Raw genomic sequence first — 26,768 nt, 5'->3', positions numbered from 1 at the left:
GGAGGGCGACATGACACAAGCGACTTCGATTTCGCGGGCGTCGATCCCGCAAACGTCGGTCTCGGACACGCTGAAGAATGCCGTGACCGCCGCCGTGCTGACGGCTATCCTGACCATCCCCGTGCTGGGCCTGCAGCTCAAGCTCGACGGCTACAAGGTGGTGCTGGAGCCGCACTGGCGTCCGGTGTGGATCGCCGTGGGCCTGGTGTTCCTGTTCCAGCTGTGCAAGCCGTTCCTGCTGCGTGCCCGCAGCGCGGTCAAGCTGCCGTCGGTGCCCGCGATGGGCGCCCGGCAGCAGCGGTCGGCCATCTGGGTCCTGCTGGTGGTGGGCCTGGTGTTCCCGTTCTTCGGCTCGCGCGGCGCGGTGGACGTGGCCACGCTGGCGTTGATCTACGTGATCCTGGGCCTGGGCCTGAACATCGTGGTGGGCTATGCCGGCCTGCTCGATCTGGGCTACGTGGGCTTCTACGCGGTCGGCGGCTATACCTATGCGCTGCTGAACCAGTATTTCGGCCTGACGTTCTGGGAATGCCTGCCGCTGTCGGCCGGCCTGGCGGCCACGTTCGGCTTCATCCTGGGCTTCCCGGTGCTGCGCCTGCGTGGCGATTACCTGGCCATCGTGACGCTGGGCTTCGGTGAAATCATCCGCCTGCTGCTGAACAACCTGACCAGCCTGACCGGCGGACCGGACGGCGTGTCGGGCATCCCGAAGCCGACCGTGTTCGGCATCGAAATGGCACGCAGTGCCAGCGTGGAAGGCGCGAAGACGTTCCATGACCTGATCGGCATCCCGTACGCCGGCCAGCACATGGTGATCTGGCTGTACCTGCTGGCGCTGCTGCTGGTGGGTTTCACGCTGTTCGTCACGAGCCGCCTGATCCGCATGCCGATGGGGCGGGCGTGGGAGGCACTGCGCGAGGACGAGATCGCCTGCCGCTCGCTGGGCCTGAACCCGACGCGCATCAAGCTGTCGGCATTCACGCTGGGCGCATCGTTCGCCGGCCTGGCCGGTGCGTTCTTTGCCGCGCGCCAGGGCCTGGTCAATCCGGAATCGTTCACCTTCATCGAGTCGGCGCTGATCCTGGCCGTGGTGGTGCTGGGCGGCATGGGTTCGCAGCTGGGCGTGATCCTGGCGGCCATCCTGCTGACCATCCTGCCCGAAGTGGCGCGTGACTTTGCCGAATACCGCATGCTGATCTTCGGCCTGGTGATGGTGTTGATGATGATGTGGCGTCCGCAGGGCCTGCTGCCCGCTAGCCGTCCCCACGTGGAGCTGCCGCGATGAGCACTGAAATGCTGAAAGTATCGGGCCTGCAGATGCGCTTTGGCGGTCTGCTGGCCGTGGACGGCATCGAGTTCGATGTGCGCCGCGACGAGGTCTTCGCCATCATCGGCCCGAACGGCGCCGGCAAGACCACCGTGTTCAACTGCGTGGGCGGCTTCTACAAGCCCACCGCCGGCGAGGTGACGCTGGACGGCCATTCGATCGCGCGCAAGCCCAGCCACGTGGTGGCACGCCACGGCCTGGTGCGCACGTTCCAGAACATCCGCCTGTTCAAGCAGCTGACCGTCGTGGAAAACCTGATGGTTGCGCAGCACCTGCAGGTCAAGGCCGGGCTGCTGCGCGGCCTGCTGGCCACGCCGGCCTACCGCCGCGCCGAGCGCGAGGCGCTGGAGCGTGCCGCCGAATGGCTGGAGCGCATGGGCCTGACCAGCGTGGCCAACCGCGAGGCGGGCACGCTGTCGTACGGCCACCAGCGCCGGCTGGAGATCGCGCGGTGCATGATCACCAGGCCGCGCCTGCTGATGCTGGACGAACCGGCGGCCGGTCTGAACCCGCAGGAAAAGATCGAACTGCAGCAGCTGATCGATCGCCTGCGCCGTGAATTCAATATCTCGGTGCTGCTGATCGAGCACGACATGAGCCTGGTAATGGGCGTGTCGGACCGCATCCTGGTGATGGAGCACGGCAAGCCGATCATGATCGGCAAGCCCGAAGCGGTGCGCAACGACCCGCGCGTGATCAAGGCCTACCTGGGAGAGGACTGATGCTGAAGCTGGAAAACGTCCATACCCACTACGGCGCCGTCGAGGCGCTGTCGGGCGTATCGATCGAAGTCAACAAGGGCGAGATCGTCACCCTGATCGGCAGTAACGGCGCCGGCAAGACCACGCTGATGATGACCGTGTGCGGCACGCCGCGCGCGTCCAGCGGCCGCGTGCTGTTCGAAGGCCAGGACATCACCCGCCGTAACACGCACGAGATCATGCGCATGGGCATGGCAATTTCGCCAGAAGGCCGGCGCGTGTTCCCGAGCCTGACCGTGCTCGAAAACCTCAAGATGGGTGGCTTCTTTGCCAGCCGTCATGAAATCGAGGCCGGCATCGAGCACGTGTTCAAGCTGTTCCCGCGCCTGAACCAGCGCGCGAGCCAGCGGGCGGGCACGATGAGCGGCGGCGAGCAGCAGATGCTGGCCATCGGCCGCGCGCTGATGAGCAAGCCCCGCCTGCTGCTGCTGGACGAGCCCACGCTCGGTCTGGCGCCACTGATCATCGCGCAGATCTTCGACATCATCCGCACGATCCGGGAAGAAGGCGTCACGGTGTTCCTGGTGGAGCAGAACGCCAACAAGGCGCTGCAGGTGGCCGACCGCGGCTACGTGCTGGAAACCGGCAAGGTGGTGCTGGCCGATACCGGCGCCAACCTGCTGGCCAACGACCGCATCCGCGCGGCGTACCTGGGCGGCTGAAGTCGCGGCTTCCCTCTCCCGCGTGCGGGAGAGGGGCTGGGGGAGAGGGCAATGCGGCTCTGCTTGCCAGCATGCGGCAGTTTGAACTGCCATGCCTCTCCCCCGACCCCTCTCCCACGTCGTGGGAGAGGGGAGAAACCAAGGCCAGCGCGCGTCCCTTCGCCATCCGCGAAATCCCCCTTTCGCCAATGACCGCCGCCCGGGCGGTCCGGCCTGCCCTTCGGCGGCGGAGCCGCATGGCATAATCGCTTGCGATGTCAAGCAATTACCGGCTGCGCCGGAAAAGCAGCAAAATAGCCTGCTTGCCCGCGAGGCATCCGGAAAACATTCCCCTGCAAACAACGCGCGGATTCGCGCCGTTCGCATCCCCCGGGATACGGACGGACGGTCTGCCCCCCGCATCATGGCCAAGACGCTCTACGACAAACTCTGGGATGACCACACCGTCCACGTCGAGGAAGACGGCACGACGCTGCTCTACATCGACCGTCATCTGCTGCATGAAGTGACCAGCCCGCAGGCCTTCGAAGGCCTGAAGCTGGCGGAGCGCCCGGTGTGGCGCATCAGCGCGAACCTGGCCGTGTCGGACCACAATGTGCCGACCACCGACCGCACCCAGGGGATCGCCGACCCGATCTCGAAGCTCCAGGTCGATACGCTGGATGCCAACTGCGACGCCTACGGCATCACGCAGTTCAAGATGAACGACCACCGCCAGGGCATCGTCCACGTGATCGGGCCGGAGCAGGGCGCCACGCTGCCCGGCATGACCGTGGTCTGCGGCGATTCGCACACCAGCACGCACGGCGCGTTCGGCGCGCTGGCGCACGGCATCGGCACGTCGGAAGTGGAGCACGTGCTGGCCACCCAGACGCTGCTGGGCAAGAAGGCGAAGAACATGCTGATCAAGGTGGAAGGCAAGCTGCCGCGCGGCTGCACCGCCAAGGACATCGTGCTGGCCATCATCGGCAAGATCGGCACGGCCGGCGGCACGGGCTACACGATGGAATTCGCCGGCTCGGCGATCCGTGACCTGACCATGGAAGGCCGCATGACGGTCTGCAACATGGCCATCGAAGCGGGGGCGCGTGCCGGCCTGGTGGCCGTGGACGACGTCACGCTCGAATACGTGAAGAACCGCCCCTTCGCGCCGCAGGGCGTGGAATGGGACCAGGCCGTGGCCTACTGGCGCACGCTGCATTCGGACGCCGGCGCCCACTTCGACAAGGTGGTGGAGCTGCGCGCCGAGGACATCCGTCCGCAGGTCACCTGGGGTACGTCGCCCGAAATGGTCGTCAGCATCGAAGACCGCGTGCCGGACCCCGAGAAGGAAAAGGACTCGAACAAGCGCAACGCCATGGAGCGGGCGCTGGAGTACATGAACCTGCAGCCGAACACGCCGATGGAGTCGATCAATATCGACAAGGTGTTCATTGGTTCGTGCACCAACAGCCGCATCGAGGACATGCGCGCCGCCGCGGCGGTGGTGCAGAAGCTGGGCCGCAAGGTGGCGTCCAACGTGAAGCTGGCGATGGTGGTGCCGGGCTCGGGCCTGGTCAAGGAACAGGCCGAGCGAGAAGGGCTGGACAAGGTCTTCAAGGCCGCCGGCTTCGAATGGCGCGAACCGGGCTGCTCGATGTGCCTGGCGATGAACGCCGACCGCCTGGAACCGGGCGAGCGATGCGCATCCACGTCGAACCGCAACTTCGAAGGCCGTCAGGGCGCCGGTGGCCGTACGCACCTGGTCAGCCCGGCCATGGCCGCGGCGGCCGCGATCGAAGGGCATTTCGTCGACATCCGCAAACTCGGCTGAACGGCCGCGACGGGTCAACGGGTCAACCACGGCTTTCGAATAGAGAAAACATGAAAAAGATCGTGATCACACTGCTGGCATGCCTGGGCATGCTGCAACTGGCTGGCTGCAACACGATGGCCGGCCTTGGCAAGGACACGCAGGCTGCCGGGCAGGCGCTCGAGAACGCTGCCCGGAAGTAAGGACACATCATGGACAAGTTCACCGTACACAGCGGCCTCGCGGTGCCGCTCGATCGCGAAAACGTCGATACCGACGCGATCATCCCGAAGCAGTTCCTGAAGTCGATCAAGCGCACGGGCTTTGGTCCGAACCTGTTCGACGAATGGCGCTACAAGGACGTGGGCCAGCCCGGCCAGGACAACAGCAAGCGTCCGCTGAACCCGGATTTCGTGCTGAACCAGCCGCGCTACCAGGGCGCATCGATCCTGCTGGCGCGCAACAACTTCGGCTGCGGCAGTTCGCGCGAGCACGCACCGTGGGCGCTCACGCAGTACGGCTTCCGCGCGGTCATCGCGCCGAGCTTTGCCGATATCTTCTTCAACAACTGCTACAAGAACGGCCTGCTGCCCGTGGCGCTGACCGACCTGCAGGTCGATCACCTGTTCAACGAGACGCTGGCGTTCCCGGGCTACAAGCTGACCATCGACCTCGACAAGCAGGTGGTGATCACGCCGGGCGGCGACAGCTATTCGTTCGACATCGCCCCGTTCCGCAAGTACTGCATGCTGAACGGTTTCGACGATATCGGCCTGACGCTGCGCCAGAAGGACAAGATCAAGTCCTACGAAGCCGAGCGCCTGACCAAGATGCCCTGGCTGGGCAACCGCGTGGTCGGCTGAGGCGGGCCGGGTTCACCTATCAATCTAGGAAGACAAATGAAGATTGCAGTCCTGCCGGGCGACGGCATCGGTCCCGAGATCATTGCCGAAGCCGTCAAGGTGCTGAACGCCCTTGGCGAGAAGTTTGAAATGGAAACCGCCCCGGTGGGCGGCGCCGGCTACGAGGCCGAAGGGCATCCGCTGCCCGAAAACACGCTGAAGCTGGCCAAGGAAGCCGACGCGATCCTGTTCGGGGCGGTGGGTGACTGGAAGTACGACAGCCTGGAGCGTCCGCTGCGCCCGGAGCAGGCCATCCTGGGCCTGCGCAAGCATCTGCAGCTGTTTGCCAACTTCCGCCCGGCGATCTGCTATCCGGAACTGACCGGCGCGTCGAGCCTGAAGCCCGAACTGGTGGCCGGCCTGGACATCCTGATCGTGCGCGAACTGAACGGCGACATCTACTTCGGCCAGCCGCGCGGCGTGCGGGAGGCGCCGGACGGCCTGTTCAAGGGCGCCCGCGAAGGCTTCGACACGATGCGCTACAGCGAGCCCGAAATCCGCCGCATCGCCCATGTGGCGTTCCAGGCTGCTGCCAAGCGCGGCAAGAAGCTGTGCAGCGTGGACAAGGCCAACGTGCTGGAGACGTTCCAGTTCTGGAAGGACATCGTGATCGATGTCAGCAAGGAATATCCGGACGTGGAGCTGTCGCACATGTACGTGGACAACGCCGCGATGCAGCTGGTGAAGGCGCCGAAGAGCTTCGACGTGATCGTCACGGGCAACATGTTCGGCGACATCCTGTCGGACGAGGCCGCCATGCTGACGGGCTCGATCGGCATGCTGCCGTCGGCTTCGCTCGATGCCAACAACAAGGGCCTGTACGAACCGTCGCACGGTTCGGCACCCGATATCGCCGGCAAGGGCGTGGCCAATCCGCTGGCAACGATCCTGTCCGCCGCGATGATGCTGCGCTACTCGCTGAACCGCGCCGAACAGGCCGACCGCATCGAGAACGCCGTCAAGAAGGTGCTGGCCCAGGGCTACCGTACCGGCGACATCCTGACGCCGGGCTGCAAGCAGGTGGGCACCCGCGAAATGGGTGAGGCAGTGCTGGCTGCGCTGTAAGGCATCCATTGCCCATGGTTTGGCTCCCCTCTCCCGCAAGGCGGGAGAGGGGCCGGGGGGTGGGGGAAAAGCGGTGCAAGATGCGAAATCGCAATTTTTAGCCTCTTGCCCTGTCCCCCGACCCCTCTCCCACACGTGGGAGAGGGGAGAGAACCGCCGGTGAGCAACAAATCACCCCGCATTTCCCCTGCGGCGGCGCCGCAATTTCGTGTAGACTCTCCCGTCATGGCCCGATTCCACCAGTCCCTTCTGACTGCCTCCGCTGCTCGCACCGCTATCCGCGGCACGATCGGCGCGGATTCGCTCGGCCTGACCGCAACGACGATTAAAACCATTACCAAAACGATCCCCTAGATCGTTCGTCGTGCCTGCCCGTCTTCCCCGCGCAGCCACGCCGGGCGAGGAAAATGGCGGGGAAGTTCACATCACATCCGAGGTAAGTCATGATTGTAGGTCTCGTCGGTTGGCGAGGAATGGTCGGCAGCGTCCTGATGCAGCGCATGCAGGAAGAGGGCGATTTCGACCATATCGAGCCCGTTTTCTTCAGCACGTCCAACGCTGGCGGCAAGGCCCCGGCCATGGCCAGGAATGAAACCACGCTGAAAGATGCGAACGACATCGAAGCACTGAAAAAGTGCGACGTCGTGCTCACCGCCCAGGGCGGCGACTACACGAACGATGTGTTCCCGCGCCTGCGCGCCGCCGGCTGGAACGGCTACTGGATCGACGCCGCCTCGTCGCTGCGCATGAAGGACGACGCCATCATCGTCCTGGATCCGGTGAACCTCGGTGTGATCAAGGACGCGCTGGCCAAGGGCGTGAAGAACTTCATCGGCGGCAACTGCACGGTCAGCTGCATGATGATGGGCCTGGGCGGCCTGTTCGAGCACGACCTGATCGAGTGGATGACCTCGATGACGTACCAGGCCGCGTCGGGCGGCGGTGCCCAGCACATGCGCGAGCTGCTGACGCAGTTCGGCACGCTGAACGCCGCGGTCAAGCCGCTGCTGGACAACCCGGCATCGGCCATCCTGGAAATCGACCGCCAGATCCTGTCGACCCAGCACGGCCTGTCGGCTGACGAAACCAAGCAGTTTGGCGTGCCGCTGGCCGGCAACCTGATTCCCTGGATCGACAAGGACCTGGGCAATGGCGTTTCCAAGGAAGAATGGAAGGGCGGCGCCGAGACCAACAAGATCCTGGGTCGTGGCGAAGGCTTCGTCGGTGCCACCGGCGCCACCCCGATCGCCGTGGACGGCCTGTGCGTGCGGATTGGCGCGATGCGCTGCCACTCGCAGGCGCTCACGATCAAGCTGCGCCGCGATGTGCCGCTGGACGAGATCGAAGGCATGCTGGCCGCCAACAACCAGTGGGCCAAGGTCGTGCCGAACACGCGCGAAGCCAGCATGAAGGATCTGACGCCGGCCGCCGTAACGGGCACGCTGACGATTCCGGTTGGCCGCCTGCGCAAGATGCAGATGGGCGGCGAGTACCTGTCCGCCTTCACCGTGGGTGACCAGCTGCTGTGGGGCGCCGCCGAGCCCCTGCGGCGTATGCTGCGCATTCTGATCGAGGGTTGAGCCCCCGGATTGCCTCCCCGCTTTCGTTGCAGGGAGGCAACAGAATCTGTCGCTTTCCCAGCAACGCCGCGCCTCTGCGCGGCGTTGTCGCATCCGGAACGCTTTTTTTCGCAGGCTTGCGTCACAATACAGCCGGCATGCGCTTGGCCACGGGGTCATCGCCACCATGCATCGGGGATGCATGGCAGCGACATTGGGCGCGCAGCAGGGCAGGCGTCGACCTGTCCGTTTCGTCGCCCGCCAGCCAGCCATTTGTTGGGATCGGGTTAATTTCTGCTACTAAAAACCATAAATGGAGCACGAGGTGAGTGTGAGCCTACATCGCCGGAAAGATGCGCCTACTGTCCGTCAGCGCTGGTCAACGCTGGCCATCACGGCTGCCGGTCTGCTGCTTGCGCAGCCTGCCGCGTACGCCGCGGGGTTCGGACAATTAAGGGTTCAATCCAATCTGGGGCAGCCGCTCCAGGCTGAAATCGATATCACCGGCGTGACGCCCGAGGAAGCTGACAGCCTCGCCGTCAAGCTGGCCGCGCCGTCCGCCTATTCACGCGCCGGGCTGACCTATCTGTCGGCCATTTCGACCGTGAAGCTCGACGTGCAGAAGCGTCCGAACGGTACCTATGTGGCCACCGTCCGGTCCAACCAGCCGCTCAGCGAACCGTTCGTCGACATCCTGGTCGACATGAGCTGGTCCAGCGGCAAGATCACGCGCGCCTATACCTTCCTGCTGGATCCGGCTGGCGCCCAGCCGTCGAACCAGGCGTTCTCGCCCACCACGGTGGTGCAGGCGGCCACGCCCGACGTGTCGCCGTCGCCGTCGCCGTCGCCTGCTCCGGCCCCGGTCGCCAATGCGCCTGCCGCTGCGGCCCCCGCGCCGACGGCAGCTCCGGCCCCCGCGCCGGCCCCGGCCCGTCAGCCGCGCCGCGCCGCCGCGCCGGCCGCCGTGGCCGATGGCACGGCCGCCCATGGCAGCTACACGGTGCAGCAAGGCGATACGCTGTATGCCATCGCCGGCGAAGCCTCGCAGGGCGTTGACTCGGTGTCGCTGGAGCAGATGCTGCTCGCGCTCTACCGCAACAACCCGAATGCCTTCATCGGCGGGAACATCAACCGGATCAAGTCCGGGGCCGTGCTGAAGGTGCCGAGCGCCCAGCAGGCCCAGTCGGTGAGCCCGCGCGAAGCGCGCCGCGAAGTGGTGGCGCGTACGCAGGGCTTCGACAGTTACCGCAGCCGCCTGGCCGCGGCCGCCGCCGCCAAGTCGGTGGAAGCGGGCTCGGGCCGCGAGCAGTCGGGCAACGTGACGGCGCGTGTGCAGGACACCACGGTGCCGAACGCGGGTCCGCGTGACGAGCTGAAGCTGTCGAAGGCCGAGAAGGGCGCGCAGGCCAAGGCGGAAGCCGAAGTGGCCAGCCAGCGCAAGCTGAAGGACGCCGAATCGCGCGTCGCCGATCTGGAGAAGAACATCTCCGACATGCAGCGCCTGATGGAGCTGAAGAACTCGGAGATCGCCAAGCTCAACCAGAACAACCAGGGCGCTAAGGCTGCCCCGGGGGCCGCCGCTGCCACCGCTGCGGCATCGGCCGCGCCGGCGGCTGGCAAGGCCGCCGATGCTGCCGCGCCTGCGCCCACCGTGGTGCCGGCCGAGCCGGCCAAGGCTGCGGACGCCCCGAGCACCGCCACGCCGGAACCCGCACCGGCCGCGGCTGCCGCGGCTGCCGCGTCGGCACCGCAAGCTGCCGCTGCGGCGTCCGCCCCGCAAGCCGGTGCTTCTGCACCGGCAGCCGCCGCCTCGGCGCCGGCCGTGGCGAACAAGAAACCGCCGGTCATCCAGCCGGTGCCCCAGCCGTCGTTCCTTGACGAACTGCTCGCCAACCCGATGTTGCTACCGGGCGCTGGTGTGCTGGTTGCGTTGCTTGGCGGATATGCGTACTATCGCCGCCGCCAGAAGCAGAAGGCGAGCGAAAACACCGGGTTCGGTGACAGCATCCTGTCCCAGGAAAGCACGGTCATGGCGGGCGGACACTCGTTGTTCGGCACCGCCGGTGGCCAGAGCGTCGACACGTCGCAGCACAGCGTGTTCGGCGCCGACTTCCGCATCGGCAACAACTCGCCCGAAGCGACGGAGGTCGACCCGATTGCCGAGGCCGAGGTGTACATCGCGTACGGACGCGACGTGCAGGCCGAGGAAATCCTGCGCGAAGCGTTGCAACAGAATCCGGAGCGCCAGGCCATCCGCCTGAAGCTGCTGGAGATTTACAACACTCGTCAGGATGTGGAAGGTTTCCGAGTGATCGCAGAAGAAATGTTCGCCCAGGTAGGCGGACAAGGCGCGGACTGGCAACAGGTCGCGGAAATGGGTCGCAGGCTCGATCCGGGCAATGCGCTGTACCTGTCGGTGACGCCCGACGTGACGGCGGAAGCCGATACGACGACGCCGGTGGCCGACCAGTGGCGCACGCAGGACCCCGCCCAGTCGATGCAGCAGGCACCGCAGGCGCCGGCCATGCCGGACCTGGCGCTGCCGCTGGACGCCTTCCCGGCGCCCGCGCCGGGGGAGCCCATCGTGGCACCGGAGTCGGCCTCGCTGGTATTCGGTAACGATCACCTTGCGGAACCGGTGGCGCGACTGGACGACGTGCTGGACGAAAGCCACGACGCCGGCCTGGATCTGCCGGCAGGCGGGGTGCCGGCGCTCGATACGCCGACGCGCTCGCGTCCGCTGGAGTTCGACATGTCCGGCCTGTCGCTGGACCTGAACGCCGGCAACCCCGGTGCCGCCGTGGCGGCCGAGCCGGCTGCCACGTTCGAGGTGCCGACGCTCACGGAATCGACCGTGCCGCTGCCCGCGCCGACGATGCTCCAGAACGGCAAGCTGGTCGAGCCGATCGACCTGACCCGTGTCACGTCCGAAGGCCATGGCGACGCCACGCATGGCGTGTCGGCCAGCACGCTGTCGGCCACCGGCATGGACGGCAGCCGCGACATGCAGATCAAGCTCGACCTGGCGCGCGCCTACATCGAGATCGGTGACAAGGAAGGTGCCCGCGAACTGCTGCAGGAAGTGGTGGAGCAGTCGGAAGACCCGCTGCAGACCGAAGCCCGCACGCTCCTGCGCGACGTGGCCTGATGCGGGTTGGCCTGCGGGTCTGGACCCAAAGGCCGGTATGATGCAGGGTTTGCGGCACGCCGTTCAGACGGATGCCGCAGCCCGAAGCGATGCGCCGGAAGCGTCCCTTCCGGCGCATTTTGTTTTTGGGCATCGCCACATCCATGAATCGCATCGCCATCGGACTCCACTACGACGGTTCGGCCTTTTCCGGCTGGCAGTCGCAGCCCCACCGCAACACCGTGCAGGACCACCTGGAAGACGCCATCGAGCGTTTTGCCGGAACGCGCCTGCTGACCACGGTGGCGGGGCGGACCGATACCGGCGTGCATGCGCTGGGCCAGGTTATCCACCTCGATACCGAGCTGGACCGTGACAAGTTCTCGTGGGTGCGCGGCGTCAACGCGTTCCTGCCGCCGTCCATCGCGCTGCAATGGGCGGAGCCGGTCGACGACGGGTTCCATGCGCGCTTCCTGGCCTACGAGCGGATGTATTACTACGCGCTCTACACAGGCCCGCACCGCGTGCCGATGATCCACGGCCGCGCCGGCTACCAGATGCTGCCGCCGGGCCAGCGGCTCGATGTCGATGCCATGCGCGCGGCAGCCGCCTGCCTGCTGGGCGAGCATGACTTCTCGGCGTTCCGGGCGGCCGAGTGCCAGGCCAAGTCGCCGGTCAAGACGATGTACGACGTGACGATCCGGGGCGACGGCAACTGGGTGTTCCTGCGTTTCCGCGCCAGCGCGTTCCTGCACCATATGGTGCGCAACCTGATGGGCTGCCTGGTGGCGGTGGGGCGGGGGCGTTACCCGGCCGAGTGGATGGCCGAGGTGCTGGCAGGCCGCAACCGGCAGAAGGCCGCCCCGACTTTCATGCCCGACGGGCTGTACCTGGTCGACGTGAAGTATCCTGAGCCGTACCAGCTACCCGCAGCGGATGCGTCCGCCAGCTTCTTCCACGGAGTATTTGCCGATGGTCCCGACAATGGCGCCTGAATCCGGCCACGTGCCGCCCCGCACCCGCATCAAGATTTGCGGACTGACGCGTCCGGAGGACGTGCGCGCGGCCGTTGACGCCGGCGCCGATGCCATCGGCCTGGTGTTCTACGACAAGAGCCCGCGTTTCCTGGATGTGGCGCGCGCGGCCGAACTGGCCGAACAGGTGCCGCCGTTCGTCACCGTGACCGGCCTGTTCGTCAACGCGGATGCCGAGGAAGTGGCGCATGTCACCGAGCGTGTGCCGCTGACGCTACTCCAGTTCCACGGCGACGAAACGCCGCAGCAATGCACGGAGATCGCACGCCGCTGCCGGCTGCCGTATGTGCGTGCCGCCCGTGTCCAGCCGGGGCTTGATTTGGTAGAATTCGCCGATCAATACCGTGACGCCGCCGGCCTGTTGCTCGACGCCTTCGTGGAAGGCTATGGCGGTGGCGGCCACGTCTTCGACTGGACCCTGATTCCTGCTCAATGGCTTCCGCCCATTCCGACCAGCCCGCCCGCAAGCGACGCTCCTCGCATCGTTTTGAGTGGTGGGTTGAACGCGCAAAACGTCGCTGGTGCGATTGAACGCGTGCGCCCCTATGCCGTGGATGTCAGCAGCGGCGTGGAGGCGTCGAAGGGTGTGAAGGACCACGCCCGCATTGCCGCGTTCGTGCGCGCCGTGCGCAGGGCGGATGCAGGACAGGCCGGCCAGTAACGCCACGCCAGCACTGTTGCGCTGCCATCCCCGATTGCCCCCGGTCGCGCCGATCGCCGATCCCGAATTTGATGCGCTTCGCCACTATTGTGCGCAAAGCGCCACCTGAGAGCCTGGACATGTACGACTTGCCCGATTCCCGAGGCCATTTCGGCCCCTATGGCGGTAGCTTCGTTTCCGAAACGTTGGTCCACGCGCTGGACGAGTTGCGCGACGCCTATGCGCACTACCAGCAGGACGCGAACTTCAACGCCGAATTCCAGCGCGAGCTGAAGCACTTTGTCGGCCGCCCGTCGCCGATCTACCACGCACAGCGTTGGAGCGAGACGCTCGGCGGCGCCCAGCTGTTCTTCAAGCGCGAAGACCTGAACCACACCGGCGCCCACAAGATCAACAACGTGATCGGCCAGGCGCTGCTGGCCAGGCGCATGGGCAAGAAGCGCGTGATTGCCGAGACCGGCGCCGGCCAGCACGGCGTGGCCACGGCGACCATCGCCGCGCGCTTCGGCATGGAGTGCGTGGTGTACATGGGCTTGGAAGACGTGCGCCGCCAGGCGGCCAACGTCTATCGCATGAAGCTGCTGGGCGCCACGGTGGTGCCGGTGGAAAGCGGTTCGAAGACGCTCAAGGACGCGCTCAACGAGGCCATGCGCGACTGGGTGACCAACGTCGAGACCACGTTCTACATCATCGGCACGGTAGCCGGCCCGCACCCGTATCCGATGATGGTGCGCGACTTCCAGTGCGTGATCGGCGAGGAGTCGAAGGTGCAGATGCCCGAACTGACCGGCCGCCAGCCGGACGCCGTGATCGCCTGCGTGGGGGGCGGCTCGAACGCCATGGGTATTTTCTACCCGTACATCGAGCACAAGGACGTGCGGCTGATCGGCGTGGAAGCGGCCGGCGACGGCCTGGACACGGGCCGCCACGCGGCATCGCTGACCGGCGGGTCGCCGGGCGTGCTGCACGGCAATCGTACCTACCTGCTGCAGGACGAGAACGGCCAGATCATCGAGACCCATTCGGTGTCGGCCGGCCTGGACTATCCGGGCGTGGGCCCGGAACACGCGTGGCTCAAGGACATCGGCCGCGCGCAGTATGTGCCGATCACCGATGACGAGGCATTGAAGGCGTTCCACGACTGCTGCCGCATCGAAGGCATCATCCCGGCGCTGGAATCGAGCCATGCCATCGCGTACGCGTGCAAGCTGGCGCCGACGCTGCCCAAGGACAAGCTGCTGCTCGTGAACCTGTCCGGCCGAGGCGACAAGGACATGCACACCGTGGCAGAACGTGCGGGGTTGAAGCTGTAATGCGTGCGCTGCCCCCCGATACCACGCCCCAGGCGGAAGAGGGCGGCGCCGCGGCGCCGTTCGACATCCTCGACACCGAAGCCGTCCGCCTGTACCAGGAAGACGCGCTTGAGGGCATCCAGCGCATCGCGGACGGATCGGTCGACCTGATCGTCGCCGATCCGCCCTATGGCCTGGGCAAGGACTATGGCAACGATTCCGACCTGCTGTCGGGCGACGCCTACCTGGAATGGTCCGAACGCTGGATGGATGCCATCATCCCCAAGCTGGCCCCCAAGGGCACCCTGTACCTGTTCTGCACGTGGCAGTACTCGCCCGAGCTGTTCGTGATGCTCAAGAAGCGGCTGACGATGATCAACGAGATCATCTGGGATCGCCGCGTGCCGAGCATGGGCGGCACCACGCGCAAGTTCTCGTCGGTGCATGACAATATCGGCTTCTTTGCCCGCCAGCGCGACTACTACTTCGACCTCGATCCGGTGCGCATTCCGTACGATGCCGAGACCAAGAAGGCCCGCAGCCGGCCGCGTTTCGAAGGCAAGAAGTGGCTCGAGGTGGGCTACAACCCGAAGGACCTGTGGAGCGTGCCGCGCATCCACCGGCAGGACCCCGAGCGGGCCGATCACCCCACGCAGAAACCGCTGGAGATCGTCGAACGCATGGTGCTGTCGAGCTGCCCGCCGGGCGGCGTGGTGCTGGACCCGTTCACGGGCAGCGGCACCACGGCGGTGGCCTGCGTGCGCCACGGCCGGCGCTTTGTCGGCTTCGAGATGAATCCGCAATATGCCTCGCTGGTGCGCGATCGCGTGAGGGCCGCGCAGCCCGTGTACGCGCCGATCCAGCCCGACAGCGTGGCTGACGGCCTGCCCGCGGGCACCGAAACGACCCCGGCCGCTGCCAACGACGATGCCAATGACGTGGCATCGCCGGTGCAGCGCCTTATCTGATTCCGATGGTCAACGACATGTCCCGTATCCAGAAGACTTTCGCGGCACTGGCCGCGCAGCAGAAGAAGGGCCTGATTCCGTTCATTACCGCCGGCGACCCGGCGCCCGCGCTGACCGTGCCGCTGATGCACGCGCTGGTGGCAGGTGGCGCCGACGTGATCGAGCTTGGCGTGCCGTTTTCCGACCCGATGGCGGACGGACCGGTCATCCAGCGCGCCTCGGAGCGCGCGCTGGCGCAAGGCGTCTCGCTGACGCAGGTGCTGGCCTGGGTCAAGGAATTCCGCCAGACCAACGACACCACGCCCGTGGTGCTGATGGGCTATGCGAACCCGATCGAACGCATGGGCGAGGAAACATTCGCCAGGGCCGCCTCGGCTGCCGGCGTGGACGGCGTGCTCGTGGTGGACTACCCACCGGAGGAGTGCGAGTCGTTTGCCGGCCTGATGCGTGCCAACCAGATGGATCCGATCTTCCTGCTGGCGCCGACGTCCACCGACGACCGCATTGCCGCCGTGGCCAGGGTGGCCAGCGGCTATCTCTATTACGTGTCGCTCAAGGGCGTAACCGGTTCGGCCACGCTGGACCTCGACAGCGTGGCCGCGCGCCTGCCGTTGATCAAACAGCACGCCAACCTGCCGGTGGGCGTGGGCTTTGGCATTCGCGATGCGCAAACGGCGCGCGCGATCGGCAGCGTGGCGGACGCCGTGGTGATCGGCAGCCGCCTGGTGCAGCTGCTCGAAGATGCACCGCGCGACCAGGCCGTGGAAGCCCTGCGTGCATTTATCGCCGACATCCGCCAGGCACTGGACGCCTGAAAAGGTGTCCAAAGCGTGACGATTGCCGGAAACGCGCAGCAAAAAACGTCGCCGATTGCGGCCGTTTGAGACTTAAGCGGCACAATCGGCGCGTTTTGCTTAGGCGAGATGTGCCGGGCGTGGTAAATTCGCGGCCTGATTCCCTGCCGTCCCTGTGTCCGCCCCTGAAAACGGGGCGTTGATGCGCGGGCGGCAGTTATCCGAAAGGAGCTTTCATGAGCTGGTTGGATAAACTCCTGCCTCCCAAGATTCAACAGACCGACCCGTCCACCCGCAAGGGCATTCCGGAAGGGTTGTGGGTCAAGTGCCCGTCGTGCGAGTCGACGCTGTACCGCACCGACGTGGAAGCCAATCTGCACGTCTGCCCGAAGTGCGACCACCACATGCGCATCCGGTCGCGCGAGCGCCTGGACAAGCTGCTGGACGCCGAAGGCCGCTTCGAGATCGGCCAGGAAATCGTGCCGGTGGACGCCCTGAAGTTCAAGGACACGAAAAAGTACCCGGACCGCATCAAGGCCGCCATGGATGACACCGGCGAGACCGACGCGATGGTGGTCATGGGCGGTGCGATCCACACCATTCCGGTGGTCGTGGCCTGCTTCGAGTTCGAGTTCATGGGCGGTTCGATGGGCTCGGTGGTGGGCGAGCGTTTTGCGCGTGGCGCGCAGGCTGCGCTGGAGCAGAAGGTGCCGTTCATCTGCGTGACCGCCACGGGCGGCGCGCGCATGCAGGAAAGCCTGCTGTCGCTGATGCAGATGGCCAAGACCACGGCCATGCTGAACCAGCTGTCGAACGCCAAACTGCCGTTCATCAGCGTGCTGACCGACCCGACCATGGGTGGCGTGTCGGCATCGTTCGCGTTCCTGGGCGATGTGGTGATCGCCGAGCCCAAGGCGCTGATCGGCTTTGCCGGCCCGCGCGTGATCGAGCAGACCGTGCGCGAAAAGCTGCCGGAAGGCTTCCAGCGCGCCGAGTTCCTGCTGCAGAAGGGGGCCATCGACATGATCGTCGACCGTCGCCGCCTGCGTGCGGAAATTGCCCAGCTGCTGGCGCTGCTGCAAAAGCAGCCGGCCGATGCAGTGGCCTGACGCGGTAGCGTGATTTGCAGGACAATGGCGCGGGTATCCACCCGCGCCATTTTGTTTTTAGTCGTGTCGTAACTCAGCATGCCCATCTTCCACACACTCCCCGACTGGCTTCAACACCTGGAAACCGCCCATCCTGTGGGCATCGACATGGGTCTGACGCGCATCACGCGCGTCAAGGAAGCACTGGGGCTGCGCATCGACGCCGTGGTGTTCACCGTGGGCGGCACCAACGGCAAGGGGTCGACCTGCGCGATGCTGGAACGCATCCTGCTGGAGGCCGGCTACAAGGTGGGCCTGCATACGTCGCCGCACCTGATCCGGTTCAACGAGCGCGCCCGCCTGAACGGCGAGCAGGCCACCGACGCGCAGCTGCTGCCGCACTTCGAGGCCGTGGAGCGCGCCCGCACGAGTTTTGCCGATCCGGTCAGCCTGACGTATTTCGAATTCACGACGCTGGCCATCATCCATATGTTTGCGTCGGCCGGGCTCGACGCGATCATCCTCGAAGTGGGCCTGGGCGGCCGGCTCGACGCCGTCAATGTGATCGACACGGACTGCGCGGTCATCACCAGTGTCGATATCGACCACACCCAGTACCTGGGCGATACGCGCGAGAAGATCGCCTACGAGAAGGCCGGCATCTTCCGCCCCAACGTGCCGGCCATCTGCGGCGACCCGATGCCGCCGCAATCGCTGATCGACCATGCCGAGGCCATCGGCGCCGACCTCTGGCTGGTGGGCCGCGATTTCCGCCACCAGGCCGCGGCGGGCCAGGAGCGCCAGCAATGGGACTGGACCGGCCGCGACCGCAAGCTCAATGGCCTGGGGTACCCGGCGCTGCGTGGCGCCAACCAGCTGCTGAATGCGTCGGCGGCGCTGGCGGCGCTGCAGGCCATGCGCCCGCGCCTGCCGGTCAGTGCCCAGGAGGTGCGCAACGGGCTGGCGTTCGTGGAGCTGCCGGGTCGCTTCCAGGTGATGCCGGGGCGTCCGGCCGTGATCCTCGATGTGGCGCATAATCCCCATGCCGCGGCCACGCTCGGCCAGAACATGGAAAACATGGGGTTCTTCCGCTACACCTATGCGGTGTTTGGCGCCATGGCGGACAAGGACATCGCCGGCGTGCTGCGCCACGTGGCCGACAAGGTCGATCACTGGTGCCTGTGCGACCTGCCCACGGAGCGCGCCGCCACGGCCAGTGACCTGCGCGAGGCACTGGACGCCACGGGCTTCCGGGAAGGGCCGGATAACACCGCGGCGTGCTTCTCGAGCCCGGAACTGGCGTATCGCGATGCTGTCGAGCGTGCAACCGAGAATGATAGAATCCTGGTCTTCGGATCGTTCTATACCGTGGCTGGCGTGATGGCATATCGCGCCACGCAGGCCAACTGAATGTCAGTCGGCATGTCTGGCTGAACTCCCGGGCCGGAACGACATCACACCGAACACCACTCTTTGGGCATTTATGGGCCTGCTTTCGCTGTTCTCGTCCCGCAAGGGCACTGACCCGGCACCCGAACGCGGTCGCCGCACGCGTGCGGAAACCGGCGCCGGCATCGGCGCGTCGCGCCGTACGGCCGACGAATACGCGGACGATACCCTCGATCCCGACTTTCCTCAGAAACAACGTGCGCGTCGCCGCCTGATCGGCGCCGTGGTGCTGCTTGCGGCGGCCGTCATCGTGCTGCCGATCGTCTTCGAGCACAAGCCACGGCCCGTGTCCGACGACGTGGCCGTCAGCGTGGCCAACGGCCAGGGCGCGCAGAAGCCCAAGGTCGAGGCGCGCAAGGCACAGGCGCTGCCGCCGTCGGCCAACGCCGGCCGCAACGACGCCGCGCTCGATGCGGGCGAGGAAATCGTCACCGCGCCGGCCGTGGACAAGCCCAAGGCCGAGGCCAAGGCCGACACGAAAGTGGCCGAGGCCAAGCCCGCCGAGGCCAAGCCGGCCGACAAGCCTGCCGCCGCCAATACCAAATACCTGATCCTGATCGGCGCGTTCTCCTCGGAAGAGCGCGCGAAGAACTGGCTGGCCAAGCTCAAGGAGAGCAAGGTGCCGGCGTTCGTTGAAAAGAAGGCGTTGGCCGACGGCGACCGTATCCTGCTGCGCGCGGGACCGTTCGCCAGCCGCGATGCGGCCGATGCGGCCGACAGGAAGGTGCGGGCGATCGGCCTGACCTCGAAGGTGGTGGAGCAGTAACGTCCCGGGCAGCAACGTAGCCGATAACGTCCCGATTACGTACCGATTGCAGGGCGGCAGTTTGCCCCCATCTGACAGGAACCCGCATCGCACGCATGGCTTTTACCTTTTTTGACTATGGCGTGGCCTTCATTCTGGTGGCGTCTGCGCTGATCGGCGTGCTGCGCGGCCTGGTGCGCGAGATGCTGGCGCTGGTGGGCTGGGTCGTGGCGTTCTTGCTGGCGTATCACTTTGGCGGCGTGGCCGCGAAATGGATGCCGGAGTCACTGCCGGGTGGCGAACTGACGCGCAGTGCGCTGGGCTTCCTGGCCGTGTTCTTCGGCACGTGGATCGTGTCGGCGCTGGCCGGGGCCATCCTCGGCCAGTTGCTGGAAACCACCGGCCTGAAGCCGGCGGACCGTGGCCTGGGCCTGGTGTTCGGCCTGGCGCGGGGCGTGCTGATCGTGATGCTGATCGTCGTGCTGGCGGGGCTCACGAAGCTGCCCGAGGAGCCGTTCTGGCGTGACGCGGTGTCGCGCCCGTATGTGATCCAGGCGATGGGGGAGCTGCGCCAATGGCTGCCACCCGACCTGGCCAGGTACGTAAAGACCTGAATCGAAGACGCGAGTGCTTGAACGTTGGGCGCTCGCGGCGCAGTATCAACGCAGTTCCGTCGCGTACATGACGGAACGGCGCCCCCTGAATCAATTTGCCTTTCCTGGGAGTTCGGCATGTGCGGTATCGTCGGCGTGGTTTCCACCAGCCCTGTCAACCAACTCATCTATGACAGCCTGCTGCTGTTGCAACACCGCGGACAGGATGCAGCCGGCATCGCCACGGCCAATGGCAGCACCTTCCACATGCACAAGGCCAACGGCCTGGTGCGCGACGTGTTCCGCACGCGCAACATGCGCGGCCTGCCGGGCACGTCCGGTATCGGCCAGGTGCGTTACCCGACCGCCGGCTCCGCGTCGAGCGAGGAAGAAGCCCAGCCGTTCTACGTGAACGCGCCGTACGGCATCATCCTGGCCCACAACGGCAACCTGACCAATTCGGAACAGCTGCGCGAGGAGATGTTCCGCCGCGACCGTCGCCACATCAACACGCATTCGGATTCCGAAGTGCTGCTGAACGTGCTGGCCGACGAACTGCAGCGCGCCAGCAATGGCAAGTCGCTGGAGCCGGAGACCATCTTCACGGCGGTCAGCGGCATGCATCGCCGCGTGAAGGGCGCCTATGCCATCACGGCGCAGATCTCGGGCTATGGCCTGCTGGCCGTGCGCGACCCGTTCGGCATCCGCCCGCTGTGCATCGGCAGCGTCGATACGCCGACCGGCAAGGAATACCTGATTGCGTCGGAATCCGTGGCGCTCGAAGGCATGGGCTACACCATGGAGCGCGACGTGGCGCCGGGCGAGGCGATCTTCATCGACCTGGACGGCAAGTTCCACAGCAAGCAGTGCGCCGACAATCCGCAACTGACGCCCTGCATTTTCGAATTCGTGTACCTGGCCCGGCCGGACTCCTGCATCGACGGCGTGCCGGTCTACGATGCGCGCCTGCGCATGGGTGACTACCTGGCCGAGAAGATCCGCCGTGAAGTGCCGGCCGGCGAGATCGACGTGGTCATGCCGATTCCCGATTCGAGCCGCCCGGCCGCCATGCAGGTGGCCAACGCGCTCGGCGTGCCGTACCGCGAGGGCTTCTTCAAGAACCGCTATGTGGGCCGCACGTTCATCATGCCGGGCCAGGCAGTGCGCAAGAAGTCGGTCCGCCAGAAGCTCAACGCCATGGGCGTGGAGTTCAAGGACAAGAACGTGCTGATCGTCGACGATTCGATCGTGCGTGGCACCACGTCGTTCGAGATCGTGCAGATGGCCCGCGACGCCGGCGCCAAGAAGGTGATCTTCGCTTCGGCCGCGCCGCCCGTGAAGTTCCCGAACGTGTACGGCATCGACATGCCCACGCGCGCCGAACTGGTGGCCCACGGCCGCACCGACGAGGAAGTGGCGCGCATGATCGGCGCCGATCAGCTCGTGTACCAGGACGTGGAATCGATGAAGCAGGCTGTGCGCGACATCAACCCGAACCTGCGTGACTTCGACGCGTCGTGCTTCGACGGCAAGTACATCACCGGCGATATCGACGAGGCCTACCTGGATCGCCTGGAAACGGCGCGCAGCCAGGCCGACCGCGAAGGCAGCAACGGTGGCGATACCGAGCGTTCGCAACTGCACCTGCAACGATCGGGCGGCAACGAATAACGACAAGCCATCAGATTGCGCAGCCCTGCTGCGCGGTCTGGGTCAGCAAGGCTTCCGTGTGGCCCTCTCCCCCCGGCGGGGGAGGGCGTCTTCGATATCCCCTCGGCGCCCTCCGTGCCCTTAGTGCCCTTAGTGCCCTCAGCGCAGCAGTCGCCTGCGCAGCAGTACCAGGGCCACCACCAGCGCCACGACGGCATAGGCCGACAGCACGGCCAGATGCAGCGCGGCATTTTCCACCGGCCTTCCCAGCATCAACGGACGAATCAGTGCCACCGCATGTGCCAGCGGCAGGACCATCGTCGCCTTCTGCGCGCCCTCGGGCAGCTGTTCCAGCGGGAAGAACACGCCCGACAGCAGCAGCATCGGCGTCATCACCAGCGTCTGGTAGAACATGAAGAAGTCGTAGCTCGGCGCCAGCGCCGTGATGATCATCGCGAGGCTTGCGAACGCAATGCCGGCCAGAATGATCACCGGCAGTGCGGCCAGCGCGCCCGGGAACTGCGCGTAGCCAAGCAGCCCCGCCACGATCATGATCGCGGCGCCCGACAGCACCGCCTTGCTGGCGGCCCATAGCACTTCTCCGAGTACCACATCGCCCAGCGTCAGCGGCGCATGCATGATGGCTTCCCACGTGCGTTGCACGTGCATGCGCGAGAAGGCCGAATACATCGACTCGAAGCTGGCCGACATCATCACGCTGGACGCCGTGGTGCCGGCCGCCAGGAAGGCGATGTACGACACGCCATGCACCTGGCCCACCAGCAGGCCCAGGCCAAGACCCAGGCCGAACAGGTAGATCATCGGATCGGCCAGGTTGCCGATCATCGACGGGATGGCCAGCTTCCTCCAGACCATGTAGTTGCGATACCAGACCATCATCCAGTTGCGTCCGTTGCGTGGCAGCAGGGGCTGGGGATAGTGCTGGGGGGCTGTCGACGCCGCAGATCCTGGCGAAATTGCGATGTCGGGATTGCGGGGGTCCTGTTCGCTCATCTCGGTCATCCGTGTCTCAATCTCTCATCTCGCGGCCGGTCAGCTTGAGGAACACGTCCTCGAGGTTGGCGGGCCGGTGCAGGTAACGTACGCCGCCCTTGCCGTGCAGGGCGGCCAGCAGCGGATCGGGCTGGCGCACGTAGCAGAACAGCGTCTCGCCGCGCATTTCGCAGCGGTCGGCCAATGGCGTCAGCGTGTCGCGCAGCGGTTCGAGCTCGTCGCCGTACACCTCCACCACATCGCAGCCGATTTCGCGATCGATCAGCTCGTGCGGCTTGCCCTCGGCGATCTTGCGCCCGGCATCGATCACGCACAGGTGATTGCAGAGCCGTTCGGCTTCTTCCATAAAGTGCGTGGTCAGGAGAATTGTCTTGCCCGCGGCAAGCAGCGACTTGAGGCGCTCCCAGATCAGATGGCGTGCCTGCGGGTCCAGGCCGGTGGTGGGCTCGTCCATCACGAGCAGGTCGGGATCGTTGATCAGCGCGCGCGCCACGGTCAGGCGTCGGCGCATGCCGCCGGACAGGTCGCGCACCTGCGCATTGGCCTTGTTCTCGAGCCGCGCGAACTCCAGCAGCCGGGGCACCTGTTCGGCAATCCGGGCAGACGACAGCCCGAAGTAGCGGCCGAAGATGCGCAGGTTCTCGATCACCGAGAAGTCGGGGTCGAGATTGTCGAACTGCGGCACCACGCCCACGCGCATGCGGGCCTGCGGGGCGCGCAGCGGGATGGGTTCGCCACACAGCGTCAGCGTGCCCGATTCGGGCGTGGTCAGCCCCAGCAGCATGCGCAGCGTGGTGGTCTTGCCGGCGCCGTTGGGGCCCAGCAGCCCAAAGCACTGCCCGGGCTGGACTTCCAGGTCGAGGTTGTCGACGACGAGCTGGTCGCCGTAGCGTTTGCGCACATTGCGCATCTGGAGGATGGCGGTCAAGGCGAGGTCCTTGCGAGCGATATCCGCCATTATGCCGGCCATCGCGTGACGCATTGTTGGCGCATCGCAGCAAGACAATTCCATTCGCGCAGGCATATCGGCAGGCTGGCGGCGCTGGGCGGACAGGCGTACGCTTGGCGTCTTCAGAACAACAATGACGACGCAACAGGAGAGCCCATGTCCTTCGAACACTGGATCACATTCGTATTGACCAGCGTGGTGGTGCTGATCATTCCCGGTCCGACCATCCTGCTGGTGATTGGCGATGCGCTCGCGCACCGCGGCCGCAGCGCCTATGCCACGGTAGGCGGTGTGGCCGCCGGCGACCTCACCGCCTTCACGCTGTCGATGGCGGGCCTGGGCGCCGTCCTGGCAGCTTCTGCCACGCTGTTCACGGGCCTGAAATGGGCAGGCGCGGCCTATCTGGTCTATCTCGGCGTGCAGGCGCTACGCACGGCTGGCCGGGCGCGCGCGCTCGATGTGGCGGGGCAGTCGGGCAGCGGACGCCAGCGATTTGCCAAGGCCTGGCTGGTGACGGCGCTGAATCCGAAGAGCATCGTGTTCTTCGTGGCCTTCGTGCCGCAGTTCATCGATGCCAAGCTGGCGTTCTGGCCGCAGGCGGTGGTGCTGATTCCCACGTTCGTGGTGCTGGCCACGGCCAACGCCATGGTCTATGCGCTGCTGGCGCGCTCGCTGGCCACGCGGCTGACCTCGCAGCGCGCACAGGCCAATGTGCAGCGCGCGGGCGGCATCACGCTGATCGGTGCCGGCGCGCTGATTGCCACGCGGACCTGAGCGCCGCCATCGCTGTCCCGGCCGCAGCCGGGAACGCGGACGAAAAAAAACCGCCAGCGAACTGGCGGTTTTTCTTTTGGCAAGCCCGAATCAGTAGAGCTTCTTCGGCAGCATTTGCATGCGCAGACGCTTGCGCAGACGGGCCTCGGCAGCCTTCTTCTTGCGCTTGCGCTCGGTCGTCGGCTTTTCGTAGGCGGTGCGGCTCTTCAGTTCCACGATCAGTCCAGTCTGCAGAATGGAGCGACGGAAACGACGCATTGCAACTTCAACGGGCTCGCCCGGTTTCAGAACGATCTTAGTCAATTCAGTCCTTCAGGAATAACCGCCAGAGGCGGTGGGTTCATAGGAGGGAAACGTGTCGCGTCGGGCTCCGGAGCCTTCCGAGACGTTGGTATCGCACGCTGCGGCGAATGCCGTGGTGCGCCCCCTAGAACCTGCTACGGACCGAAATCCATACTGCCTGTGTCAGGGGTGACGGGCCAAATTTTCCTAGCTAGGTAAAAACTTGGCGACTACCTGTTTCCGTGGATATTGCGCAAGAAATACGCCGGTAAGCTTTTACAGGTATACCGGACGGGAGTCAAGCTATTCAGGGCAATCCAAGACTATACCCTAGAAAATGTGCTTGAGAGCGCCTTTTCAATCCATTTTGCGTCAAGGCAACAGACTGCCCCAGGCCGACGCCAGCAACACCAGCGCCATGAGGCGTTCGAACCGCTTCTGCCGGGCGGGCGATCGAAGGAAGCGCGCGGCCCCGGCGCCCAGCACTGCCCACGCCCCCATGCAAGGCAGCGACACGACAAAGAAGATCAGTGACAGCCGCATCACCTGATGCGTCTGGTCGGCACCATGGCCGGCAAAGACGCTGGCGACGGCCAGCGCCATCATCCACGTCTTGGGATTTACCAGCTGCAGGCCGGCGGCGCCTGCGAGCCCGAGCGGCTTGCGGGGTGCCTCGGCGCCGTCCGTTGCAATGGCCGACGCCGGGCTGCGCCAGATCTGCCAGGCCAGCCAGGAGAGCCAAAGCACGCCGGTCCACGCCATGGCGCGCTGCAGGCGCGGATGGGAGGCCAATGCGTCGCCGACGCCGATGCCGACGCTCAGCACCAGTAGCGCAGCGCCGCCGCAGCCGCCAACGATGATCGGTAGCGTAGCCGCCACGCCACGGCGTGCGCTGTGGCTCAGCACGATGACGTTGGTGGGGCCAGGCGTGATCGACGCCACGACGGCAAACATCAGAAAGGGGAGAAAGGGCAGGGTATCGCTCATGCGGCCATTGTTGCGGCCGCGCCGCCTAGGCGTCTGGAAGATTTGAGCAGCGTTTGCGATAGTGGGCCGGCGTCAGGCCATAGGCCCGGCGGAACCATCGGCCCAGATGGCTCTGGTCGGCGAATCCCAGCGCCGTGGCCACGTCGGCGGGCGTGGCGCCGCGTGCCAGCATATGGCGGGCGCGCGCCAGCCGCAGTTGTACAAGGTAGGCGTGTGGCGCAATGCCAAACGCGGCCTTGAAGGCGCGGGTCAGCCGATAGCGGTCCACGCCGCCGGCGGCAGCCAGGTCGTCCAGGCCGATGTCCTGGTCCACGTGGTCATGCAGGTAGTCGCGCGCGCGTTGGGCTGCCAGCGGCAGCCGCGGATCGATGGCGTGTGCCGTGCGCCAGCGCAGATTGGACGTCAGCCGGGCCAGCAAGGCGTCGAGCGCGGACTGCCGGACGATGCGCAGTTCGGGCTGTTGCAGCACCGTGAACGCATGGCCGATGGCTTCGATCAGTTGCGGGTCTTCGCTCAGCGTACGCGCGAAGGCGGGCTGGCAGTGCGCCGGAGCATCGTCGAACAGCGCGCGGAGTTCGCGCGCCATCCACTGGGCATCCAGATACAGCATCGAGTAGGTAAAGCCCTCGGGCGTCACGGCGTAGCCATCGTGGATTTCACCCGGCTCCAGCGTGAAGGCCTTGCCCGGCACGCTGCGCTGAACCTCGCGCCGGCAATGAAACTGCTGGATGCCCTGTTCGGTGTAGCCGACCAGGTAACTGTCATGCCAGTGCGGATCGTACGCATGGCCCTCGAAATGGGCGCGAATCGTCTCGATGCCGGTGTCGGCATCCTGCTTGAGGTCGATCCAGCTCTGGGGGCTCACTGCGGGGTCCTGGTTTGGCGTATGCGGCTGTTCATCATAGCCACATCGGCCAGGGCTTTCTGGAACGTTTGTGCGGGGGAGGGGATTGCCGTTGCGACGGCGCGCGCTGGGGATGCGCGGCGGAAAAAGAAAAAGGCCGATGCTTTCGCATCGGCCTTCCTCTTCTATCGGTTGGCTCCCCGACCTGGGCTCGAACCAGGGACCTACGGATTAACAGTCCGGCGCTCTACCGACTGAGCTATCGGGGAACAGCTGAGAAAGAAATTATAACCAGCTTCTCTTCGTTTCGTCAACAACTTTTTAACGTTTTGTTTTCGTCAGAAGTTGTCGTTGGAACTCTGGTTCGCCTCGAAACCGGCCAGCACCGGGCGTTTCCGCCTTTTGCTGCATTGCCGTATTCAACAGCGAGGCCGCATTATAGCCAGCTT

At 65.7% G+C, this 26,768-nt stretch carries 25 protein-coding genes and 1 tRNA gene; 20 read left to right on the top strand and 6 right to left on the bottom strand.

Going from position 1 to position 26,768, the window contains the following annotated elements; genetic code table 11:
• Positions 1 to 10 precede the first annotated feature (10 nt).
• The 19 genes from D9X30_RS27350 to purF all read left to right on the top strand — a co-directional run bounded on the left by D9X30_RS27350 (position 11) and on the right by purF (position 21,490).
• Positions 11 to 1,285, top strand: a complete 1,275-nt coding sequence (locus D9X30_RS27350) for a high-affinity branched-chain amino acid ABC transporter permease LivM (RefSeq protein ID WP_153945458.1) — start codon at positions 11 to 13, stop codon at positions 1,283 to 1,285.
• Positions 1,282 to 2,049, top strand: a complete 768-nt coding sequence (gene livG / locus D9X30_RS27345) for a high-affinity branched-chain amino acid ABC transporter ATP-binding protein LivG (protein WP_153945457.1) — start codon at positions 1,282 to 1,284, stop codon at positions 2,047 to 2,049. The genes D9X30_RS27350 and livG overlap by 4 nt, the downstream gene beginning before the upstream one ends.
• Positions 2,049 to 2,750, top strand: coding sequence for an ABC transporter ATP-binding protein (locus tag D9X30_RS27340; protein WP_066733338.1), 702 nt, complete (start codon positions 2,049 to 2,051; stop codon positions 2,748 to 2,750). Before livG ends, D9X30_RS27340 begins: the two co-directional genes overlap by 1 nt.
• Positions 2,751 to 3,153: 403 nt before the next feature.
• The gene (leuC, locus tag D9X30_RS27335; protein ID WP_153945456.1) at positions 3,154 to 4,563 is read left to right on the top strand and encodes a 3-isopropylmalate dehydratase large subunit; all 1,410 of its coding nucleotides are present in this window, start codon (positions 3,154 to 3,156) and stop codon (positions 4,561 to 4,563) included.
• Between the two features lie 50 nt (positions 4,564 to 4,613).
• Positions 4,614 to 4,745, top strand: a complete 132-nt coding sequence (locus D9X30_RS27330) for an entericidin A/B family lipoprotein (RefSeq protein WP_153945455.1) — start codon at positions 4,614 to 4,616, stop codon at positions 4,743 to 4,745.
• A gap of 9 nt (positions 4,746 to 4,754) precedes the next feature.
• Positions 4,755 to 5,405: a 3-isopropylmalate dehydratase small subunit gene (leuD, locus tag D9X30_RS27325; RefSeq protein ID WP_153945454.1), complete on the top strand. Its 651-nt coding sequence runs from the start codon at positions 4,755 to 4,757 to the stop codon at positions 5,403 to 5,405.
• Between the two features lie 36 nt (positions 5,406 to 5,441).
• Positions 5,442 to 6,509: a 3-isopropylmalate dehydrogenase gene (leuB, locus tag D9X30_RS27320; RefSeq protein ID WP_153945453.1), complete on the top strand. Its 1,068-nt coding sequence runs from the start codon at positions 5,442 to 5,444 to the stop codon at positions 6,507 to 6,509.
• Positions 6,510 to 6,952: 443 nt separating this feature from the next.
• Positions 6,953 to 8,089 carry an aspartate-semialdehyde dehydrogenase gene (gene asd / locus D9X30_RS27315; protein ID WP_153945452.1) on the top strand — a complete coding sequence of 379 codons (1,137 nt, stop codon included), beginning with the start codon at positions 6,953 to 6,955 and terminating at the stop codon, positions 8,087 to 8,089.
• Positions 8,090 to 8,381: 292 nt separating this feature from the next.
• Positions 8,382 to 11,216 carry a motility hub landmark protein FimV gene (locus D9X30_RS27310; protein WP_153945451.1) on the top strand — a complete coding sequence of 945 codons (2,835 nt, stop codon included), beginning with the start codon at positions 8,382 to 8,384 and terminating at the stop codon, positions 11,214 to 11,216.
• Positions 11,217 to 11,359: 143 nt separating this feature from the next.
• Entirely contained in the window at positions 11,360 to 12,190 is an 831-nt protein-coding gene (gene truA, locus D9X30_RS27305; RefSeq protein ID WP_153945450.1) for a tRNA pseudouridine(38-40) synthase TruA, read from the top strand.
• Entirely contained in the window at positions 12,180 to 12,890 is a 711-nt protein-coding gene (locus D9X30_RS27300) for a phosphoribosylanthranilate isomerase (RefSeq protein WP_153945449.1), read from the top strand. The genes truA and D9X30_RS27300 overlap by 11 nt, the downstream gene beginning before the upstream one ends.
• A gap of 119 nt (positions 12,891 to 13,009) precedes the next feature.
• A complete protein-coding gene (trpB, locus tag D9X30_RS27295; protein WP_153945448.1) occupies positions 13,010 to 14,203 on the top strand; it encodes a tryptophan synthase subunit beta in 1,194 nt (397 codons plus the stop codon).
• Positions 14,203 to 15,150 (top strand): DNA-methyltransferase, encoded by a 948-nt coding sequence (locus D9X30_RS27290; protein WP_153945447.1) that lies wholly within the window; start codon positions 14,203 to 14,205, stop codon positions 15,148 to 15,150. Before trpB ends, D9X30_RS27290 begins: the two co-directional genes overlap by 1 nt.
• A 17-nt stretch (positions 15,151 to 15,167) precedes the next feature.
• Positions 15,168 to 15,965: a tryptophan synthase subunit alpha gene (trpA, locus tag D9X30_RS27285; RefSeq protein ID WP_153945446.1), complete on the top strand. Its 798-nt coding sequence runs from the start codon at positions 15,168 to 15,170 to the stop codon at positions 15,963 to 15,965.
• Between the two features lie 215 nt (positions 15,966 to 16,180).
• Positions 16,181 to 17,053, top strand: coding sequence for an acetyl-CoA carboxylase, carboxyltransferase subunit beta (accD, locus tag D9X30_RS27280; RefSeq protein ID WP_153945445.1), 873 nt, complete (start codon positions 16,181 to 16,183; stop codon positions 17,051 to 17,053).
• 78 nt (positions 17,054 to 17,131) lie between these two features.
• Positions 17,132 to 18,442, top strand: coding sequence for a bifunctional tetrahydrofolate synthase/dihydrofolate synthase (gene folC / locus D9X30_RS27275; RefSeq protein ID WP_153945444.1), 1,311 nt, complete (start codon positions 17,132 to 17,134; stop codon positions 18,440 to 18,442).
• A gap of 73 nt (positions 18,443 to 18,515) precedes the next feature.
• Positions 18,516 to 19,247, top strand: coding sequence for an SPOR domain-containing protein (locus tag D9X30_RS27270; protein WP_153945443.1), 732 nt, complete (start codon positions 18,516 to 18,518; stop codon positions 19,245 to 19,247).
• A gap of 95 nt (positions 19,248 to 19,342) precedes the next feature.
• Entirely contained in the window at positions 19,343 to 19,840 is a 498-nt protein-coding gene (locus tag D9X30_RS27265; protein WP_153945442.1) for a CvpA family protein, read from the top strand.
• Positions 19,841 to 19,957: 117 nt separating this feature from the next.
• Positions 19,958 to 21,490 carry an amidophosphoribosyltransferase gene (gene purF, locus D9X30_RS27260; protein ID WP_153945441.1) on the top strand — a complete coding sequence of 511 codons (1,533 nt, stop codon included), beginning with the start codon at positions 19,958 to 19,960 and terminating at the stop codon, positions 21,488 to 21,490.
• A gap of 138 nt (positions 21,491 to 21,628) precedes the next feature.
• Here the strand turns inward: purF and D9X30_RS27255 are convergent, their stop codons facing one another.
• Both D9X30_RS27255 and nodI read right to left on the bottom strand, forming a co-directional pair.
• Positions 21,629 to 22,483: an ABC transporter permease gene (locus D9X30_RS27255; RefSeq protein ID WP_153945711.1), complete on the bottom strand. Its 855-nt coding sequence runs from the start codon at positions 22,481 to 22,483 to the stop codon at positions 21,629 to 21,631.
• 16 nt (positions 22,484 to 22,499) lie between these two features.
• On the bottom strand, positions 22,500 to 23,393 hold the full coding sequence (gene nodI, locus D9X30_RS27250) for a nodulation factor ABC transporter ATP-binding protein NodI (RefSeq protein WP_400392644.1): 894 nt from the start codon (positions 23,391 to 23,393) through the stop codon (positions 22,500 to 22,502).
• A gap of 195 nt (positions 23,394 to 23,588) precedes the next feature.
• On the opposite strand from nodI, the gene D9X30_RS27245 reads away from it, so the two are divergent.
• Positions 23,589 to 24,206 (top strand): LysE family translocator, encoded by a 618-nt coding sequence (locus tag D9X30_RS27245; protein ID WP_153945439.1) that lies wholly within the window; start codon positions 23,589 to 23,591, stop codon positions 24,204 to 24,206.
• 90 nt (positions 24,207 to 24,296) lie between these two features.
• Here the strand turns inward: D9X30_RS27245 and rpsU are convergent, their stop codons facing one another.
• The 4 genes from rpsU to D9X30_RS27225 all read right to left on the bottom strand — a co-directional run bounded on the left by rpsU (position 24,297) and on the right by D9X30_RS27225 (position 26,588).
• On the bottom strand, positions 24,297 to 24,509 hold the full coding sequence (gene rpsU / locus D9X30_RS27240) for a 30S ribosomal protein S21 (RefSeq protein ID WP_066731027.1): 213 nt from the start codon (positions 24,507 to 24,509) through the stop codon (positions 24,297 to 24,299).
• Positions 24,510 to 24,860: 351 nt separating this feature from the next.
• Positions 24,861 to 25,475, bottom strand: coding sequence for a LysE family translocator (locus D9X30_RS27235; RefSeq protein ID WP_153945438.1), 615 nt, complete (start codon positions 25,473 to 25,475; stop codon positions 24,861 to 24,863).
• A gap of 25 nt (positions 25,476 to 25,500) precedes the next feature.
• Positions 25,501 to 26,340 carry an AraC family transcriptional regulator gene (locus D9X30_RS27230; RefSeq protein ID WP_249641098.1) on the bottom strand — a complete coding sequence of 280 codons (840 nt, stop codon included), beginning with the start codon at positions 26,338 to 26,340 and terminating at the stop codon, positions 25,501 to 25,503.
• Positions 26,341 to 26,512: 172 nt separating this feature from the next.
• Positions 26,513 to 26,588: transfer RNA gene (locus tag D9X30_RS27225), tRNA-Asn, on the bottom strand.
• Between the last annotated feature and the right edge of the window lie 180 nt (positions 26,589 to 26,768).

Origin of the sequence: Cupriavidus sp. U2, from assembly GCF_009663685.2 — a bacterium.
GTDB lineage: Bacteria > Pseudomonadota > Gammaproteobacteria > Burkholderiales > Burkholderiaceae > Cupriavidus > Cupriavidus necator_C.
Note: the sequence above shows the minus strand (reverse complement) of the source record. Positions and strands in the feature narration are given on the sequence as shown.